The following is a 16,364-nucleotide window of genomic DNA, read 5'->3' as shown; positions in this document are numbered from 1 at the left end:
GTATTACCCTTTGGGAGAGCTACGTCCCCGAAAACTGCTCAGAATTATGAAGTTGACTATACTGCTTTTATGGGTTGCGATGATGAGCGTGCATGCAACAGGCTATTCGCAAAAAAGCAGAATGGATGTAAAAATCCGTAACGGGAACCTCAATACCCTTTTTCAGGAGATTCAGGATAAAACCGAATACCGCATTTTTTACGGCGACGACCTTTTTACAGGAAAGCCGGAGAAGACCATCAACCTCGACCTGAAAAATGAAACGGTGCCTGCGATTTTGAACAAAGCACTGAAAGGTTCGGGGCTCGCTTACAAGATCATAGGCAAGCAGATCGCCATTTTCAGAAAAGAAGAAGAACCCGGTCAGGCACTGATCAATACCATGTCCGTAGCGCCTGCGACGGTCGTTGCTACGATACGCGAAATAACCGGTACTATCCAGGATGTCAAGGGTTTACCGCTCGTGGGAGCAACTGTGGTCGTGAAGGGAACGGACAAAGGAACCTCCACAGACGCAAGCGGGAAATTTACGGTTGAGGCGGAACCGGGCGATGTGCTGGTGGTTTCCTTCATCGGATTTCTTGGGAAAGAGCAAATTGTAGATGCACAAACTTCAATCAACATACAATTGCAGGAAGACCTCGGCGGACTGGAAGAAGTGGTGATCGTGGGTTTTGGTTCGCAAAGGAAAGCGACCATTACCGGCGCTATTGCCACCATTACGACCGAAGATCTGAAACAAAGCCCGACAGCCAGCATTACCAATGCATTGGCGGGAAGGCTTCCGGGGCTTTTTGCAAACCAGTTCAGCGGCGGCGAGCCGGGGGTTGACCGAAGCGACATTTTTATCCGCGGAACTGCTACTTACGGAAACAAAGCGCCGATCGTGATCATCGACGGGCTGGAAAGAAGTATGGATTACCTGGCACCTTCTGAAATTGAGACTTTTACCATTTTAAAAGATGCGTCTGCAACTGCGCCTTACGGAGTTCGCGGGGCAAATGGTGTAATCCTGATCACGACCCGGAGAGGAAAAGTGCAGGATAAGGCGACTGTAAATTTCAAAGCTTCCGTGGGTATTAATCAGCCGGTCAAGTTTCCAACCTATTTGGGATCAGCAGATTATGCAATGCTTTATAACGAAGCAAGAAGAAATGATAACCCCGACGCAGATCCTTCGACGCTGAACTTGTTCTCAGAAGCTTCGATATCGGACTGGCGGCGCGCAAAAGGGGATAACTCTGACGGACTGGGTTACAACTGGGATTATTTTGATTATGCATTCAAACCGGGCGTTCAGCACGACTACAGTTTGTCTATTAGCGGTGGATCAGTAAAGGCCAGATATTTTGTTCTGGCCAATTACTTTCAACAGGATGGAAATTACAAGCATACCAACCTGAGCACCAACAATACGCAGGCCGTTTTCAAGAGATATAATTTCAGGTCTAATATCGATATTGATATTACCGACAACTTTTTCGCCAAACTGGATATCGGCGCGCGCATTACCGACCGGAATGCACCGGGTACCACGGCCGCCAGGATTGTTGAGCTCGCCAATACCCAGCCTTCCTATCTGCCGATCATCGTGGAGCCGAACGGAAACCCTGATAATCGCGTATTCGAAGCCAATAACCCGCTTGGAATGCTTTACGGCGACCAGATTTACAGGTTTAATATTCTTGGAGAATTGAGCAGAACCGGGTTTTTGAACGAAAAAAACACTTACCTGAACGGATCTTTCTCGCTGGGCCACAAGCTTAACTTTATTACGGAAGGTCTGTCGATAGACGGGATGTTTTCTTACGATGCGAGCGACGGCGGCTGGATCAACCGCCGCGTGAACACGTATTCCGAGGGTTACCGCGAATATCCGGGTTACGCTACATTCGTGCCGGCCGACGGAAGCGATATTTACCGTACGCCGGGCAACTATACCGGCGCCTATAAGTCTGGAAATAAGTATGATATCGACCAGACGATCGGCAATGGATTTGACAATAAAGACAATGAAAGCCGCACTTATATTCAGGCGAAGATCGACTATATGCGGAATTTTGGGTTACATAATGTGACCGGGATGGTATTGGGAAACCGGTCGCGGCGGATCATTAATAACCAGGTACCTTTCAGCTACCAGGGATTGACAGCCCGCGCCACTTACGGTTACGACGACCGCTATTTGCTGGAATTCAATGCGGCTTATAATGGATCAGAGAACTTCGCAAAAGGAAAACGCTACGGATTCTTTCCGTCGGCTTCCGCAGGGTGGGTTATTTCCAAGGAAAAATTCCTCATTGGCGCTCAAAAATGGCTTAATAATCTGAAAATCCGTGGTTCTTATGGTTTGGTAGGAAGCGACCGCGTGCCGAATGACAAGCGTTTTATTTATCTGCAATACTTTGGCGGAAGAGACGGAGATTACAACTTCGGTACGGATAACTTCGGCTCCGGCGCGGGCGGATATTTGTCGGAAGGTGATCTCGCTAACCCCGATTTAACGTGGGAAAAGGCCAGAAAGACCAATATCGGTATCGACGCGACTTTCCTGCAACACCTGACATTTACCCTCGACCTTTTCCACGAGCATCGCTACGATATCATCACCGATATGAGCGGGGGCAACAAGTTGGGTTTTCCGGATATTGTGGGTAAAAATGCGCCTTATCTGAATTCGGGTATCGTCAATAATAAAGGTTTTGATATGGAAATCGGGTGGAGCGGCAGCATTGGTAAAAATGCTACCTATTTCATCCGTCCGAATGTTTCATTTGCCCGCAACAAGATCGTTTTCATGAATGAAATTCCTTATGCTTTCGGAGGCAGGGCAAATACCGGAAAACGCATTGAAGAGCATTTTAACTACATTTTCGACCACTTTGTAGGCAACCAGGAAGAGGCGAATACATTGAATGCGATGAACCAGGGAAGCGGCTACCAGTCCTGGGGCGTATTGCGGCCGGGTGATGTGGTTTACAAAGATCTCAACGGTGACGGTCGGGTGGATGATCTGGGCGACAGAACTGCGACGGGATATCCTAAATACCCGGAACTGATGTTTGGTCTGCCGGTAGGAGCGCGCTACAAGAATTTCGATTTCAGCATGCTTTTCCAGGGTGCGGCAAGAGGTTCAATGCAGCTTTCAGGCGCGGCAGTGTACGATTTCCCTTTGTTTAGCCAGGATAAATATGGCAAGGTAAAACCCATGCACCTGAACCGCTGGACTCCTGAGAATGCCAGCACAGCAACCTATCCCGCACTTCATTTCGGTGACCATAGCAACAACAAGAATGCAAACAGCAGCTTGTTTCTATACGACCGCGACTACGTACGTCTGAAAACGATCGAGCTGGGCTATAATCTTCCCAAACCATTGATCAAAAAGATCGGGCTTGACCAGGTGCGGTTTTACGCGCAGGGAATGAACCTGCTTACGTGGGACAAGCTCGGCGACGTAGATATGGACCCGGAAACAAACGAAGGGACCGGAGACTGGTACCCGATCCAGAAGGTGATGAATTTTGGTGTAGACATTTCATTCTGATTATCCTGACTATTTATGAAAAACAGAAAAATATATACGATCCTATTCTTTGTAGTCGGCAATATGCTGGCAGCCTGCGACCAGGATTTTCTGGACAGAAGGCCTGACGATCAGCTGGATGCAGAGCAGGTTTTTACCAGGTATAATAAAACCAATCAGCTGATCACAGACTTGTACGACAATGCGAAAGGCTCCAATAGTCCGCTCGTATTCTTCTCTCACTTCTCCACAGCGCCCGTAACCGACGAAGCGGAAGGTTCTACCGCTGAGGGAAGTTTGACTAACAAATTCAACACCGGCGACTGGAATTCGAATGCAATGCCCGATCGCAGCAGCCGCGGGCAATACTGGTGGGATTTGTACGACCGGATCCGGAAAACGAATGTGATCCTGGAAGGTGTGCGCACTTATAATACGCCGGATAATCCTTTGCAGGCGGGTGATCTGGCGAAGAGGCTCGGAGAAACGTATTTCATGCGCGCATATTTTCATTACCTCGCCGCGCGGATGTACGGAGAGGTGGTTTATATGACAAGAACGATATCTCCAACTGAGCCGATGGATTTCAAACAGGAATCCTTCCATGCTATTGCAGCCAAGATTTCGCAGGATTGTGACTCAGCGATGGCATTGGTACCGGGCAGCTGGGGCGGCGCTGATTTTGGTAGGGTGGATAAAGGGGCTTGTCTGGGACTGAAAGCGATCGTAGCCTGGATGGCCGCAACGCCGATGTGGAACGGAGGTACATTTCCCAACGATACGCGCCTTTTTGCTGCTGAATATGGGCTGAATCCGACACGCTGGACAGTCGCGCGGGATGCAGCTAAGGCGGTGATCGACTATAAAGTGGATGGTCGCCTGCGTTACAGCCTGTACCAGGGGCACGATGCGGCCGATTTCCGGGACGATGCGGGTATTGATAACAACAACTCGAAAGTGCCGGCGCGGCTCTGGGATATGTACCACAACATGGAAGCGTTTCAAAATGAGGCAGTTTTCTTTGTGACGAGAGATAAGGATAACAACTGGCAGGGTGATATTTATCCGCCGAGCTGGGGCGGAAGCTCGCGTCAGATGCCGGTTCAGGAGCAGGTGGATGAATACGAATATGTGGCCAAAAACGGTTTCGGCTATCCTATTTACAGTTCACGTGCGAAAGCCGACGGATACGATGATACGAACCCCTACGAAGGTATCAAACGCGACCCGCGCCTGCACCGCGATGTTGTTTACCACGGATCTACATTCAAGGGAAAGGTGATCAATACCGCGACGGGAGCCGACAAAATCGGCGCTACGAATTCTACTACGACGGGTTATTTCCTGCGTAAAATCCTGCGTGAATCCTGGAATCGGGACAAAAGCTTTTCTATTAGCGGCCCGCCGGTCTGGCGATTGCCTGAATTCATTTATATCTACGCGGAGGCAGTCAACGAAACGGCCGGGCCGAATGCGGAGATCTATGAAATGATCAATAATGTGCGGAAACGCTCTTTTATGGCGCCAATGCCGCCGGAGGTTCAAACGAGCAAAGCGCTGATGGACGAATATATCAAGCGGGAACGCCGGGTGGAGCTTTTTTACGAAAACAACCGGATCTGGACTTCACGTCTGTACCTGGAACCAAGTTCAGCGAAGGAACTCGCGCGGGAGCAGGCCTGGCAGAGCGCCGGTGCTACTAACGAGCAGCGCGCGCAGCTCGGCTGGCCTTACCCTAAAACGCAGCGGATGATCAATGGAATGAAGCCGGTAGAAGACCCGGCAGGTAAAATTGTGGTCGACGGGAAGAAATACAAAATGCAGCGTTTCTTCATAGAAAGCCGCGTTTTCGTAGCGCCAAGGCACTATCTGTTCCCAATCATGCAGGACGAGTTACAAAGAACCCCGACCTTGAAGCAGAATCCGGGGTGGTAGTGAGGGAGGAAGGAGGAAAGGGAGGAAGGAGGAAGGAGAAAAATGAAATAAAGCCCCTGTCAGTCTGAGCGTAGCCGAAGACACGTGCACAATGTCTTCGGCTACGCTCAGACTGACAGGGGGCACATTTTCAAACTTTTTTCCTTCCTCCATCCTCCCTTCCTCCATCCTCCCTTCCTCCCTTTTCCCTACTCCTTCAACCCCTTAATATAAGCAATTGTCTGAGGTATCTGCTTCAAATAACTTGGGCTCTCGTCTTCTATGAAGTAATGTTTTACACCTACTTTTTTGGCGGCTTTTAGGGCGGCGGCGATGTTGATGGAGCCGGTTCCTAGTGCTACGTCATTGGTGGTCGGTGTGCCGCCGGAGAGGTTTCCTACTACTCCTTTTTTAAGGTCTTTCAGGTGCATTAGTTTCCAGCGGGTTGGGTATTTTAATAGCAATGCAGCTGGGTCCTGGCCTGGGAATGCGGTCCAGAGCAGGTCCATTTCGAAGTTGACGTATTCCGGATTTGTGTTTTTAACCAGATAATCAAACAAAGTACCGTCTTCGTAAGGCTCGAACTCGTAGCCGTGGTTGTGGTAAGTAAGCTCAATACCCGCTTCTTTCAGTTCTTTGCCAGCTTTGTTAAAATCGGCAACTGCTTTTTTTGCCGTTTCAAGATCGAATTTTCCGTTGTGGGGAATCCAGGCTACCATCACGTATTTGGCACCCAGAATTTTGGCATCCTTGATCGTTTGCTCCGAACTTTCCGCCAGCTTTTTGTAATCTGCGCCGATGGAAACCATTTTAATACCCCGCTTATCAAGCTGTTTGCGCAGCTCTTCGGTAGTCATTCCCGCTATCGGCCCACCTTCCATTTCAGTAACGCCGAGCGACTTGATGGTGTCCAGTGTCGCTTCAATCCCTTTTGGCCAGCTTCCGCGAAATGTGTAAGCCTGTAATCCGATCGGATTGGTGTACACTTTTCCCTGAGCCAAAACCGCCTCATGCCCCACCAGAGTAGCAGCAGCAAACAGACACGTTTTTAATAATTTGTTCATTTTCAAAATGGTTAATGATGATTGTTGTGCATAGGGGCTTCGGCTTCGCTCAGCCTGACAATACATGTCTGTAGTGCTACTAGTTACTGCCAGATGTTAGCTTACGAACAGATGCATGTTGTCTGCATACTCAGCAAAGATAAAATCTTGCTTACCCATCAGATGCATACTGTCAGGCTGAGCGCAGCCGAAGCTCCACGTGCACAATGCTGTTAAAAGTAATTATGCCCTCAACTTATACTAAAACCCGTCAGCCTTGATCTGCTTTTCTGTAATATCTCCATACTTCTTAACCTGATCGCGTATTTCATCCGCCTTTCCGATCAATACAAATTGCAGCTTGTCTTTCGGGAAGTAGGTATCGATAATTTCCTTTGCCCGCGCAGTGGTCAGCCCGTCTACTTTGGACTGAAATGTATCGATATAGCTTTCATCAAAATTGAAAACGTGCATATCGGTAAGCAGTCTGGCCAATGCACCGGCGGATTCAAATGCGGGCGGAAAGCTTCCTTTTACGTAGGCTTTGGCCGATTGCAGGATCTCTTCATTAATGCCCGTTTTGTGCAGACTATCCAGAACCTGCATCGCCATATCGATCGCAGGTACCGTAGTGGAATTTTTAGTAAATGTGCTGATCGCGAAAGTACCGGCGTATTTGTAGCGGGTAAATGCGCTTCTTGCTCCGTAAGTAAGTCCCGAATTGACACGTAATGCATCATTCAGCCAGGAGGTGAACCGGCCGCCAAGTATCGTATTGACAACCATAACCGGCACATAATCAGCGGAGTTGTAATCAACTCCCTTGCCTGCAATTACAAAGGTCGTTTCTCTGGCATCGGGCTTGTCAACCAGTAACACGCGGCTTTTTTCGAATTCCAGATCCGGGGCCACGCGCTTCACCATGCGGTAAGGCGCCGTTTTCCAGGTTCCAAAAAGTGCAGTCACTTTCTTCTTCATATCCGCCGTTTTGAAATCACCCACTATTGCAATAGCACCTTTTCCCGAGGTATAATTGCCTTCGTAAAATGCCTTTGCATCGGCAGCAGTCAGCTTTTCAATAGTGGATGTGATGCCGTCGCCCGGCGTTGCGTAGGGGAAATTGTTGAACATGAATGCGTTCATGTAGTTTGATATCACCGCACGCGGACTTTCTTTTTGCCTTACCAGTTCCTGAATTGCGCGTTGCTTGTGTTTTTCGAATTCGGTTTTGTCAAAAACGGGATGCATTAATACCTGCTGGATAATATCAAAGAGTTTTTCCTGGTCTTTTACGGCAAACGAAGAAGTAACGCCCGCCATATCTTTTCCCGCATATGTATTGATCGTCGCGCCCACGAAATCGGTCATTTCTTCGATCTGCGGCTTGGTGTATTTTTCAGTACCAAAAAGCAATGCGTCGGCTGTGATACTGGCGAGCCCGAAACGCTCACCGTCGTTGATCGAACCTGCATCGAATACGGCCGATACATTGATCAGCGGCACTTCATGCTGCTCCATCAGGTAAATGGTGAGTCCGTTTTTAAGCTTGAATTTTTCAAAAGCGGGGACTTTGAAATTATTTTGTGCCGAGGCCGACAGCGAAAGCAATGCCGCAAGCACAAATAGTATCTTTTTCATATTTCAAAAATTAGCAATGAATGATGTTGTGAAGTGGCATTTACTTTGATTTTTCCGGCAGCAGATAACCTACAGTCCGGTTACGCTCGGTGAAATATTTCGCAGCAACCCGCTTGATATCCTCCGCAGTGACTTTCTTGTACAGTTCCGGCGCTTCAAACATCTTTTTATAATCACCAAAAAACACATCGTAACTCCCCAGACTATTCGCTTTTCCATTGATCGTTTCGAGCGTACGGTAAAATTCCATCAGTTTCTGGTTTTTTACTTTCTGAAGTTCTTCGTCTTTTACCCCGTTTTTGATCACCAAATCAATTTGATTATCAATTGCTTTTTCCAGATCAGGCGCGGTTACGTTTCCGCCGGCGATCGCGTAAATAATGAACAGGCTCGGGTCGAAACTCTGGTCGGTGAAGCTCGCAACATTGGTCGCCAGGGTGGAATCCATGACTAGTGATTTCGTTAATCTCGACGAGTTACCGGAGGTCAGGAGGCTGCTCAGCAAATCAAGCGCGTAATAATCTTCGTGTTTTGTTTCGGGAACGTGGTAAGCCATCAATATATTCGGCGTGGCAATATCCTTATAAGTGGTAACCCTTCTTTCCCCGTTCTGCGGCGGCTCGATCGTTCTGATTTTCGGAGGTAACCCGCGGGCCGGAATAGGCGCCATATATTGATCGGCCATTTTTTTGACCTGTTCCAATGTAATATCGCCCACGATCACCACCGTCGCATTGTTAGGTGAGTAGTAGGTTTTGAAATAATTTTCCAGATCTTCCTGCGTCCAGCTTTTAATATCAGACTCAAATCCAATTACCGGAAACATATAAGGATGTTCCTGAAATGCAACCGATTGTACCAGCTCACCAAGCATCCGGTAGTTGCTGTTTTCCAGCCCGGTACTCCGCTCGGAAAGTACCACGCCTCGCTCGCTTTCAACCATTTTCGGGTCTATTGACAAATTTGCAATGCGGTCGGATTCCAGTTTGAAGATCGGTTCCAGTGCGTCTTTTTGAAACCAGTCGGTATAAACCGTTACATTTTCGGTCGTGTATGCATTATTGGAACCACCGTTTGCTTCCATAAAACGGTCGAATTCTTTCGGGCCAAAATTCTTGGAACCGTTGAACATCATGTGTTCGAAAAAGTGCGAAAGTCCGGTGATCCCGTGCACCTCGTTCCGCGAGCCGACTTTCCAGAAAATGTACATATTGGCATTGGGAATAGAATGGTCTTCGAGTACGAGAAACTTCATTCCGTTGGCTAATGCAAAAGTTTTGACGTCTTCCGGTTTCGTCTGGGCGTGCGTGCTGCCCAGGCCTGCCACTACTACGGCCAGACACAGCAGGAAAAATTTTAGCCTCATAAAAAATGGGTGGTTAATGATTTCGTAATGATAATGAAAAATAAAAAGGATGCGTGGAAAAAATCTAAACGCTTATTTTTGGCAATTGAATAATCCTAAACCATCAGAAATTTATGAAAAACGTTTTCCGTGTCCTGCTTATTCTCGTGGGATTTGCTACCCTCGCCGGGTTTTCCAAAGAGTATTCCGAAACGCTCAAAGACCAGCGTTTCAAGGTGATGACCTATAATATCCACCACGCGAATCCGCCTTCGGCCGGCGCACAGATCGATATTGAAGCGATTGCAAAAGTGATCAATGCCGAAAAACCCGACTTCGTCGCATTGCAGGAAGTGGATGTAAATACGGAAAGATCAGGAAAAGGTAAGAACCAGGCGCAGCAGATCGCCGCATTGACGGGGATGAAATTCTATTTTTCCAAAGCGATCGACCACGGCGGCGGCGATTATGGTGTGGCCGTTTTGTCCAAATTCCCGATCGTTGACTCGGTGAAATATGCATTGCCGATCCACCCGGATATGAAAGAAGAGGACCGTACCGTAGCTGCGGTGACGGTTACTTTGCCGAATAATAAGAAAATGATCTTTGCCAGCACGCATTTGGGTTTGAAAGAGCCTAACCGCGTATTGCAGGCCGAAACGATTATTGAAAAGTTTGGGAAAACAGAGTTGCCTATGATTTTAGCCGGAGATTTCAACGCAGTGCCCGACAGCAAAGTGATCGCCTACCTGGATAAATATTTCAAAAGAACCTGTTCAGAATGCGGATTTACGATCCCGGTAGAAAAACCGAACAAAACGATCGATTTCATTATGTTCAAATCCGACAAACTGAAAGCCTCGAACACCCGCGTGATCGACGAGAAATATGCTTCTGACCACTTGCCGGTTGTAGCAGATTTTATATTAAAATAACCCTAATCCTTGATCCAATTTACCCGCACAATGCGGCTGGAAACGTCGTGCTCTTTGAAAAAATGCTGCCAGTGCAGCTGTCGCGACGAAAGGTGATCGGTAGGTGATTTGATCTCGATGAATGCATAATCCGTTTCGTTCCAGACCAGCAAATCTGGGAAGCCGCGGGTATTTTCGCGGAGGTTCAATGCGATTTCCATCATCACCGCGCGGATTTTCTCGGGCGACAACAGGGAAGTAAGCGTCAGAACCTTGTGCAGCGCGCCGTCGTACCAAGGTACCAGCACGTTCGTAATCCCATATTTATCAGTAAAAGTCTGAGTGACCAGTTCGTCGATAATCTCGCGCGAACTGGCTGCTTCCAGTCTTTCTTTCAACTGCGCAGACCTTTTGTAGTAAAAATCAGGAAGGAAAAAATCGGACGGAATGCGTTGCAGCGGATTATGGATCGTCTGCACATTGGTATCATAAATAATATCCCAGAAAAGCAGCCCGAACAATGCGCGCCAAGGTTCATTTTCGCTAAAAAATGCCTGGTAGCCCAGCGCGCGGTAATATTCCAGCGCGCCATATTCGACCTGAAACCGAAACGAGATCGGTACCTCGATCGCTTCGGCATCTTTCAAAGCCTGGGTAGTCCGCTTGACGAGCTTGCGCTTTTTGTTCTTAATTCTTTCCTGAAAATCCAGACTGAAATAGCGTTCATCTGCATTCTGCGGGTTTTCTGCGATCTCCTCGCACAGTGCGAGCGCCTCTTCGATCTCGCCCAGGTTGTTCAGCAGTCGCACACGCCGCTCACGGGCCGGCGCATCGTTAGTAAGCTGGTAAATGACGAGTGCCTGAGAAAGCATTTTCTTACGTTCGAGCCAGGCGCCAATTCGTAGAATCAGGGAGTTGAAAGAGGGTAATGCTTTCGGAGCAAGCCCGGTACCGTTTCCGGCGTACCAGTTCATAAACCAATCATAGATTTCTTCCGGCGGCAACTCGTTTTTGATCACGTCAAAAGTTTCTTTCATCAGCGAAACCGTGAGCGTGTCGTCGACTTCCTTTCGTGTTTCAAACTGAATGGACAAAAACTGTTCGTCGAAAGACTGAAAACGCACGTGGCCGAGGTCGCGGATCACGAATTCGGTCATATCTGCATTCCTGTTCCCGAAAAACAGGAACTTCATCAGCATTACTTCGGCTTCGAAAGTAACCTTAACGACCGGTTCCGTTTCGGTAATGATCTCGCACAAAGTCTTAAAATCGTAATCGTGCATCAGCCAGCGCACCAGATCGGGCTTTTTAATGCTTTTGGCCGGCATAATATCCGGGCCGAGGATCTTTGTAAAAAGCAGGTGCTCCGGTTTGGTGAAAAGCTCCATGATCTCCGCAAAGCGCGTTTCGTGCGAATCGCAAAGTGATTCTATAAAACCGTTTTCATGCAGTTCTTCCAGCACAGCAGGCAGGTCGGTGATCTCGGAATAGGAGAGGCTGTTGACCCTGAAAAATGACTTGCTGCGGTTACTGAAACGGATGAAAAGGCATTGTGCATCTTCCGAAAGCCGGTCATAGGTTTCCAGAAAACCCAGCTCTTTCTCCGTCAATATATGGGAGTACCTCTTCCTTACAAATTCCAGGACATAGGTGAAATAATCGTGGTAATATTTGGGAGGAAGGTCAGTTGGGAACCCGTTATTCTCTGCAATTTGATCCGAAGGCACGTCTATCTAAGCGGGATTTTTTATTTCAATGTAGGTATAAAGTTACAGCAAGATTTTAAAAGTCTGGCCTGAATTAAAATTTTGTTAAGTATTCAAAATTTAGAAAAATGAGTAGCTAAAATTGTATTATACCTATTTCAAATCTTGTCAATTCTGATTAATATAGTATATAATTAAGAAATTGGATTACATTTGTTATCTATGGAAAACAATTTTTACTGCCCATGACTACATTAGATTCTTATGATTTCGCAGGGAAAAAAGCCCTGGTTCGCGTGGATTTTAACGTCCCCCTCAATGACAAATTTGAAATCACGGACGATACCCGTATCCGTGCTACAATTTCTACAATCAGTAAGATTCTCAACGACGGAGGTGCCGTTATTTTGATGTCGCACCTGGGCCGCCCGAAAGACGGACCCACAGAAAAGTACTCTCTTAAACATCTGGTAAACCCGCTGTCACTGATACTTGGCAAAACTGTAAAGTTTGCTGACGACTCTATCGGTGAAAGCGCAACCGAACTATCGGCCGCATTGCAGCCGGGAGAAGTGCTTCTGCTTGAAAACCTTCGTTTTTACAAAGAAGAAGAAAAGGGGAATGAAGAATTTGCCGAAAAACTCTCGAAACTGGGAGATGTTTGGGTAATGGACGCATTCGGAACAGCTCACCGCGCGCACGCTTCTACTGCGGTAATAGGCAAGTTTTTTAAGGATAAAGTTTGCGGTTATGTGATGCAGGCTGAGCTGGATAATGCAGAAAGGTTGCTGGAACATTCAGAAAGACCATTTACTGCCATTATGGGCGGCGCGAAGATCTCTGATAAAATCCTCATTATCGAGCGTCTGATCGACAAAGTAGATAACCTGATCATCGGCGGTGGAATGTCTTATACATTCTCAAAAGCGCAGGGTGGAAAAATCGGAAAATCACTTCTGGAAGCAGATAAGCAGGATCTGACATTGGAACTGGTTCAAAAAGCAAAAGATAAAGGTGTGAACCTGATCCTGCCTGTTGACTCGGTAATCGCGGACAAATTTGCGAATGATGCGGAGCGTAAGGTAGTACCAGCCGGCGAAATTCCTGATGATTGGGAAGGTCTGGATATTGGTCCTGAAACGATCAAGATTTTTGCGGAAATTATTAAAAACTCAAAAACAGTACTTTGGAACGGTCCAATGGGCGTTTTTGAATTCCCGAACTTCGCACAGGGTACCAATGCAATTGCGGAAGCAGTAGTAGCGGTAACAGAAGAAAACGACGCATTTTCACTGATTGGCGGCGGCGATTCTGCTTCTGCGATCAACAATGCAGGTTTCGGCGATCGCGTGAGCTACGTTTCGACGGGTGGCGGCGCTTTGCTTGAATATATGGAAGGTAAAGTACTTCCCGGTGTAGCTGCATTGGAAGCGTAATATTTCGATTTATAGTTTTGGTTTAATAAAGAAATCCATCTCGCAAAGCGCGGGATGGATTTTCTACATAACAAACCTAACTAATTTATGAATACTGACCTAGGCCGGGATTCCTATCTAACTTCCACCATTGGCGCGTTTTTGAAGATCGTCAGATCCGGTATTACGCTGGCGGGCACCTTTCACATTTTGATTACCAAAATTGTAGGTGAATGTGAGCCTGAACTGGCGGCTCGGCCACTGCGATTTGACGTGAAAGTCAATATCCTTGTACACTGCTCTTCCGCGGAACCTGTTGGTCCAGAATATATCGTTCACATTCAGGCGGATAGAACCTTTTTTGTTCCAGATATTCTTCTGTAATCCAGCATTCAGCATTCCCATCGGCTTGGCCTGATACAGTCCGTAAAATGCGCGACTGTTGTACCAGCCTGAGATTTCACCTGACCACGTTTTTGAAATCGTAAACTGGTTCGCCGCATACATATTCCACGACGTCTGTCTGATTTCCAGCTTCTCTTCCAGGTATACGGAATTGTAATGATTGTATACCCCTGTGAAATTCGTTTGTATGTTCCACCATTTTGCAACCTTAATAGGGAAGGAGACTGTAAGGCTGACATTATCCTGGTTGTCCAGGTTGTCTGAGGTTACAAAAGTTTTGTTTTCGGAAGCAATTTGCTGCGGAAGCTCGTCTGCGATCATATCCTTGATCCGGCTGTAAGCAATGGTTGTATTCAGGAAACTTTTGTAAACGTGAACGAGCTGGAATGAATTGGTATACTGTGGTTTAAGGTTCGGGTTACCTCTTTGAAAAGTGTAGGGATCAAGGTAAAATTCAAATGGATTAAGCGACTGGTAATTCGGTCTGTCGATCCGGCGGCTGTACGACAGGTTCAGTACGTTGTTGGTATCCAGCTGGTTGGATAAAAATACACTCGGGAAAAAGTTGATGTAATTTCTGTCGCGTTTCTGGCTCAATGTCACTGAGTTACCGATCGAATGCGTGTGCTCGCCGCGGAGTCCGAGCTGATATTTGATCTTTTTAGTAATACTACCATTGTAATTCAGATAGGCGGCATTCACATTTTCAGTGTATTTGAAACGGTTCGAGCGGGTAGGATCAAGTACCCAATCGTCGGCTTTGGTCTCAAAAACCATATCATTATCGGAAGCTACAAAGCTGGATTTCAAACCGGTTTCAAATTTTCCTTTCCAAAGCGGCTGTGCGTAATCAAGTTTTGCAACTGCAATGTTAATATCCGATGGCATATTGTTGCGTACCGTTTCGGGGCTTCCGTCCTGCTGGCCGCCTGGCAGATAGTATTTCGTATCCAGGTTGCTGCTCTTTTTACCGCCATATCTCACATAATCCACATCAAAGGTCAGCTCTTTGCCTTTGTCGTTGAACTGGTGTTTGAAGTTCAGGTTCGTGCTGATATTATTCATTTTGCCGCCATTGTAAACGTCGGTACGGAAAGTGCGCTGCAAGCTCAGATCTTCGTTCAGAATGCGGGTATTGGTTTGTCCGAAAGGATTGCTGAATTCACTGTAAAATCCTGAAACAAGCACGCCCAGCGTAGTTTTATCCGTCGCGAAATAGTCGACCCCGGCGCGGACATTATAGTATTGCGACTTGTTGATCCGCTCTGTGCGCTGGTCGAAAATCGTTACTTTATCTTCAAAAGGAATGGTTCTGTAAATGTCATTATTATTAAAACCTTTGTTCAGAAAAGCGCCTCCGCTGATGAACGAACTTAGCTTACCCGCTCTGTGATTGAGGGTTGCAGTAGCATTTCCTCTTCCAAAACGTGCCCAGGCACCGCCAAGGTTGATATTGCCGTTTGTACCGTAGTTCTTGTTGCGTTTCATCTTGATATTGATGATCCCGGAGTTACCTGCCGCATCGTATTTCGCAGAAGGATTGGTGATCAGTTCTATCTTTTCAATATTATCGCTCGGGGTATTGCGTAAAAGTGTGATCAGTTCCTGTTGAGACAAAAAAGTCTGTTTCCCGTCTATTTGAACAATTACCCCTTCTTTTCCTCTTAGTTTCAACTGTTCATTTTGCTGATCGACAGTTACGCCCGGAGCTCTTTCGAGTACTTCAAGCGCAGTCGCACCGGCAGAAACAATGCTGTTTTCCACATTCACAACCGTGCGGTCGATCTCCTGTTCGATAAAAGGTTTTTTAGACACAACCGTCACTTCGTTCAGTGCCTGGGTTTCAGTTTTCAGATTGAAGACAGGCAGCGCAACTACATTGTTATCTACCGTAAACACATCGCTGTAATTCTTTTGATAACCCACCATGGAAACCAGCGCGAGATATTTTCCGGTGGCTACCTGATCAAATAAAAACTTCCCGTCGTCGTCAGCAGCAAGACCTTTTACAAGCGTCGAATCTTTGGCTTTGAGGAGTAAAACGTTCACAAACGGAAAGGGTTGCGACTTTTCATCCAGAATAGATCCTGAGATTCTACCCTTACCTGCGGCAGGTTCCGGGGTTTGTGCGAACGCAAAATTTCCGCTGAGTAGCAAGGCTACTGTTAGGTTGATTAAAATTTTCATGGCTATTAGATTGTGGTCAATATACCGGGGTGTCTGTCTCAGTACATTGCAAATGTAAGTACTTGGTATAACATAGAACCTTAGATTACACAAGTGGTTTTTATGTTATATAAGCGGATAATGTGTGTCTGTTCGCTGTTTGATAGATACAAAAGGAGTAAAGAATGTTGCATTCCTCTTGAAAAAAAGTTTGAATGGTAAAATGGAGCGACGAGTGATTCGAGTCGGTTTTGGTTTTTTGATTTCGGTCAATCTGTCTACCTTTACATTT

The 16,364-nt window shown here is 46.9% G+C and carries 9 protein-coding genes; 4 read left to right on the top strand and 5 right to left on the bottom strand.

The window, feature by feature from the left end:
- Positions 1 to 46: 46 nt before the first annotated feature.
- On the top strand, positions 47 to 3,547 hold the full coding sequence (locus tag LZG94_RS13615; protein ID WP_233792427.1) for a TonB-dependent receptor: 3,501 nt from the start codon (positions 47 to 49) through the stop codon (positions 3,545 to 3,547).
- A 15-nt stretch (positions 3,548 to 3,562) separates the two neighbouring features.
- Entirely contained in the window at positions 3,563 to 5,461 is a 1,899-nt protein-coding gene (locus LZG94_RS13610; RefSeq protein WP_233792426.1) for a RagB/SusD family nutrient uptake outer membrane protein, read from the top strand.
- Positions 5,462 to 5,649: 188 nt separating this feature from the next.
- Here the strand turns inward: LZG94_RS13610 and LZG94_RS13605 are convergent, their stop codons facing one another.
- The 3 genes from LZG94_RS13605 to LZG94_RS13595 all read right to left on the bottom strand — a co-directional run bounded on the left by LZG94_RS13605 (position 5,650) and on the right by LZG94_RS13595 (position 9,487).
- A complete protein-coding gene (locus LZG94_RS13605; protein WP_233792425.1) occupies positions 5,650 to 6,504 on the bottom strand; it encodes a sugar phosphate isomerase/epimerase in 855 nt (284 codons plus the stop codon).
- 240 nt (positions 6,505 to 6,744) lie between these two features.
- The gene (locus tag LZG94_RS13600; RefSeq protein WP_233792424.1) at positions 6,745 to 8,121 is read right to left on the bottom strand and encodes a pitrilysin family protein; all 1,377 of its coding nucleotides are present in this window, start codon (positions 8,119 to 8,121) and stop codon (positions 6,745 to 6,747) included.
- 40 nt (positions 8,122 to 8,161) lie between these two features.
- Positions 8,162 to 9,487: a pitrilysin family protein gene (locus LZG94_RS13595; RefSeq protein WP_233792423.1), complete on the bottom strand. Its 1,326-nt coding sequence runs from the start codon at positions 9,485 to 9,487 to the stop codon at positions 8,162 to 8,164.
- Between the two features lie 113 nt (positions 9,488 to 9,600).
- Between LZG94_RS13595 and LZG94_RS13590 the strand changes: the two genes are divergently transcribed.
- The gene (locus LZG94_RS13590; RefSeq protein WP_233792422.1) at positions 9,601 to 10,401 is read left to right on the top strand and encodes an endonuclease/exonuclease/phosphatase family protein; all 801 of its coding nucleotides are present in this window, start codon (positions 9,601 to 9,603) and stop codon (positions 10,399 to 10,401) included.
- 2 nt (positions 10,402 to 10,403) lie between these two features.
- On the opposite strand, the gene LZG94_RS13585 is transcribed toward LZG94_RS13590, so the two are convergent.
- Positions 10,404 to 12,107 (bottom strand): VRR-NUC domain-containing protein, encoded by a 1,704-nt coding sequence (locus LZG94_RS13585; RefSeq protein ID WP_233792421.1) that lies wholly within the window; start codon positions 12,105 to 12,107, stop codon positions 10,404 to 10,406.
- Between the two features lie 224 nt (positions 12,108 to 12,331).
- Between LZG94_RS13585 and LZG94_RS13580 the strand changes: the two genes are divergently transcribed.
- On the top strand, positions 12,332 to 13,522 hold the full coding sequence (locus LZG94_RS13580; protein ID WP_233792420.1) for a phosphoglycerate kinase: 1,191 nt from the start codon (positions 12,332 to 12,334) through the stop codon (positions 13,520 to 13,522).
- Positions 13,523 to 13,639: 117 nt separating this feature from the next.
- Here the strand turns inward: LZG94_RS13580 and LZG94_RS13575 are convergent, their stop codons facing one another.
- Positions 13,640 to 16,093: an outer membrane beta-barrel protein gene (locus LZG94_RS13575; protein WP_233792419.1), complete on the bottom strand. Its 2,454-nt coding sequence runs from the start codon at positions 16,091 to 16,093 to the stop codon at positions 13,640 to 13,642.
- Positions 16,094 to 16,364: the final 271 nt, after the last annotated feature.

The sequence above is a fragment of the Dyadobacter sp. CY343 genome, assembly GCF_021390335.1.
In the GTDB taxonomy this organism is placed as follows: domain Bacteria; phylum Bacteroidota; class Bacteroidia; order Cytophagales; family Spirosomataceae; genus Dyadobacter.
The sequence above is the reverse complement of the archived record's forward strand: the minus strand, read 5'-3'. Positions and strand labels throughout refer to the sequence as shown.